Origin of the sequence: Eggerthella sp. (genome assembly GCF_048329335.1) — a bacterium.
GTDB classification, from domain to species: Bacteria; Actinomycetota; Coriobacteriia; order Coriobacteriales; family Eggerthellaceae; genus Eggerthella; species Eggerthella lenta.
Genome location: NZ_DBFEGU010000055.1, coordinates 1 through 3,534, shown reverse-complemented (window position 1 = coordinate 3,534; position 3,534 = coordinate 1). Strand labels below are relative to the sequence as shown.

The 3,534-nt window shown below is 64.9% G+C and carries 2 protein-coding genes and 1 pseudogene; all 3 read right to left on the bottom strand.

The annotated features are described in order from the left end of the window. A pseudogene (locus ACMO6A_RS01910) lies at positions 1 to 580 on the bottom strand (hypothetical protein); the annotation flags it as partial. Then, positions 577 to 2,751 (bottom strand): efflux RND transporter permease subunit, encoded by a 2,175-nt coding sequence (locus ACMO6A_RS01905; RefSeq protein ID WP_009609153.1) that lies wholly within the window; start codon positions 2,749 to 2,751, stop codon positions 577 to 579. The pseudogene ACMO6A_RS01910 and the gene ACMO6A_RS01905, both read right to left, overlap by 4 nt. A gap of 184 nt (positions 2,752 to 2,935) precedes the next feature. Further along, positions 2,936 to 3,478: an NYN domain-containing protein gene (locus tag ACMO6A_RS01900; protein WP_009305097.1), complete on the bottom strand. Its 543-nt coding sequence runs from the start codon at positions 3,476 to 3,478 to the stop codon at positions 2,936 to 2,938. Positions 3,479 to 3,534: the final 56 nt, after the last annotated feature.

Sequence of the window (3,534 nt, the reverse complement as noted above, 5' to 3'; positions counted from 1 at the left end):
CCACGTCGGAGGCGACGTCGCCCGGCAGCGTGAACGTGATCTGCAGCATGAAGCTGTCGTAGAACGCGGGATCGATGGCCTCGTTGCGCGCGGTGGTCACATGGACGGCCAAGTTGCCCGAAGCGCCGGCCAGCTGGTCGGCCTCCATCTTCTTGCCGTCCAGTTCGTAGGACAGCGACACGTTCCACGGCAATGCGGCGTTTGCGGCGTCTCCCTGGTAGTACAGCGTGCCCGCTTCGGCCTCGAACGTGGTGGCGTCGCCGATGCGCGCCAGCTCGGTCTCGTTCGTGAGGTTCTGCACGGACGTGTAGTCGCCGTGGTCGACGACGGTGCCCGGCACCTCCACGTCGAAGCGGTTGACCACGTACACCGCTTTCGGCGCGCCGCTCGCCGCCAAGGTCGCGTACACCACTTCGGACTTCTCGTACGTCGCCGCGGACGAGGCGGAAGCGGCAGATGCAGAGGAAGAGCTCGCCGCATCGCCCTCGGCCAGCGCGAGCGCGCTCGGCACGCAGGCGACGGACAGCGTCACGGTGAGCAGCGCGACGACGCAGGTGCGCAGACAAGGGTGCTTTTTCATGATTCGTCTCCTTCGGACGCGGGGAGCGGGGCGGGTTCGGATCCCTCGGCCGCTACGGGAGATGCGGCGTCGGCAACCTCAGACGCTGCGGGCACCGCGGGCTCGGCAGCCGCGACAGGCGCGAAGTTCGCATGCCAGGTGGTGCGCCGGATAACGCGATCAAGCAGCACGAGCAGCGCCGGCAGGAAGCACGTGACCAGCGTCAGCGACAGCAGCGCTCCGCGGGCGAGCAGGAAGCCCAGGCTGGACACCGCCGACATGCTGGACGAGAATCCCAGCGCGAAGCCCGCAGTAGCCAGGATGCCGGCCGACACGAGCAGCGACGGGAACGTTTCGCCCAGCGCAAGGTGCGCGGCCTTGCGCGCCGGGACGCGTCGACGGTGACGCAGGTAATGCGTGGTCAGCAGGATGCCGTAGTCGATGGTGGCGCCCAGCTGCACCGTGTTGATGACGAGGTAGCCGATGAAGTTCACCGACTCGCCCATGAAGTACGGGATAGACAGGTTGATCCAGATGCCCGACTCGATGGTGAGCAGCAGCACGAGCGGCAGCGTGAGCGAGCGGAACGTCACCAGCAACACGATGAGGATGGCGATGATGGCTACGGCGCTGACCACCACGTTGTCCACCGCCACGATGTTCTTCATGTCGTAGAGATTCGCGGACTGGCCGGCGGTGTAGTACGTGTCGTAATGGCGCGCAGCCGCCTGCTGCACGGCTTCCACCGTGGAGAACGCCTCGTCGCTTTCCACATCGGTGCTGGTGTAGGCGATGATGCGCGCGTAGTTCGGCGAATAGAACTGGTCGATCACGCTCTGGTCGAGGAAGCCCTGCGGGATGGCGGCGCCCACGGTGGACGCGTACGAGATGACGTCCGTTACATGATCGACCTCGGCCAGGTCGCGCGAAAGCGCAGCCTCGGCGGCCACGTCACCGCGCGGCACCAGCACCACCACGGCGTTCTGCTGGCCGAACTCGTCTTGGATCATAAGCGTGTCGGCGCCGGCGCGCAGGTTCGGGTCGGGCTCGCTGTTCTGGTAGGTGAACACGGTGTGGCTCTGACCCAAAAACGCGGGAACGACGAGCGCCAACACGAGGACGAGAGCCGGGACGCGCACCTTCGACAGCACCTTGCCCACGTTCTTGAACGAGGGCATGAGCGGCCGATGCCGCGTCTTGTCAATGAGCTTGTACAGCGAAAGCGTGACCGCCGGCAGGAACACCATGACGGTGAAGAAGCTGAACACGATGCCCTTCACCAGGTTGATGCCAAGATCGGCGCCGATTTGGAACTGCATGAACGCAAGAGCGGCGAAACCGAACAGCGTGGTGACGGCGCTGGCGGCGATGGTGGACAGCGACCTGCGCATAGCCAAGGCCATGGCACGCTCCACGTTCGGCGTGCGCTGACGCTCGGCCGCGAACGCGTGCAGCAGGAAGATGGCGTAGTCCAGCGACACCGCCAATTGCAGGATGGGGCTCACCGAGAACGTGATGAACGAAACCTGCCCCAGCACGATGTTCGTACCCATGTTGATGAGAATGGAAACGCCGATGGCGGCGATGAACAGCAGAGGCTCGATCCACGACGTGGTGGACAGCACGAGCAACAGGATGATGACGGGCACGAGGATGAGCGCCGCGCCGCCGGCCTCCTTCGACGTGCTGGCCGTGGTCTGCGCGGTATCGGCGGCCTCGCCCGACACGGCGTTGCCCGGGCCCGCCTCGTCCACGAGGACGCGCAGCGCGGGGACGGCCGTGCTTTCGGAGCCTTCGGCCACGGTGACCTGGAACAGCGCAGCGCCATCGCGATAGTACGTCTCGACGGTGGAGGCGTCGGCCATCTCGAGGGGCACGGTGACGTCGACGACGTCGTCGAGCCACATGACGCCCTCGACGCCTTCCACTTCGGCGATCTTATGCTTGAGCGCAAGCGCCTGGGCAATGCCCACGTCGTGGACGAGCACGTTGGCGTTGGGGACGGCCTGAGCGAACTCGTCGTTCATGATGGAGACGGCCGTGGTGGATTGCGCTTCGTCGGGCAGGTAGTCCACCATGTCGTAGTTGACTCCCACGAAAGGGATCATCGCGGCGCACACGACGGCGACGGTCAAAAACGCCGCCACGACGGCTTTGCGTCGCGCGATGATGCCGTCGATGATGCGATCCATACCCGCCCGCCTGTCCGCTTCGCCTGCGCGTATACGCGCGCTTGGTTACCCTACATCATGCATGATAACCAACACCGTGTAGCGAAACAACCAACAAGGGATGCCAGAACTGCCCGTAACCCGACACACGGTTGACCAAGTGTCGGAGATTCACGAAACCGTCACCTTCGAGTATGCCGTCCGGTTACCGGCCCGCTCCGTCGCGGAGAGCTTTGAGCTTGGCGAGGGTGACGGGGTCGATGCGGGAGGCCACCGTGTTCTTCTGAGCCACCTTCGGGGTTTCGTCGAGGCGCGCCTCCTCGTAGTACATCCCCACCTCGCGCGAGAAGCCGTCGGCACTCATGCGGTCCACCCCGAAGCCGAACGTGGTGTCCTGGATGGTGGCGTCGCTGGTAACCACGAGGGTTTCCACCTGGCGCTCGCGCGCGTCGTGAGCCAGCTTCTCGATGACCTTGTCGGCCGACTGGCCCGCCGGCGAGAACACGATGCGCACGCCGCCGACGGTTTCCGCCTCGCCGTTCGAGAACGCGTTCTTCGCGCCATCGAACACGATGACGGCCTTGTAGTCGCCTCCGGCGTAGTTCACCACGTCGTTGATGAGCATCTCGCGCGCGGCGTTGAACGTGTCGTCGGTATAGTCCTCGTCGGGCGCGTTGCGGTAGCGGCTGCCGGAACGCAGCACGTTGTACCCATCAACGATCAGGAGTTTCTTACGTTGCTTGGCCATGATCCACCTACGTCAACCTGCGCGTCCGCCGTTGTCCTACTGGTTCTGGCGCAGCC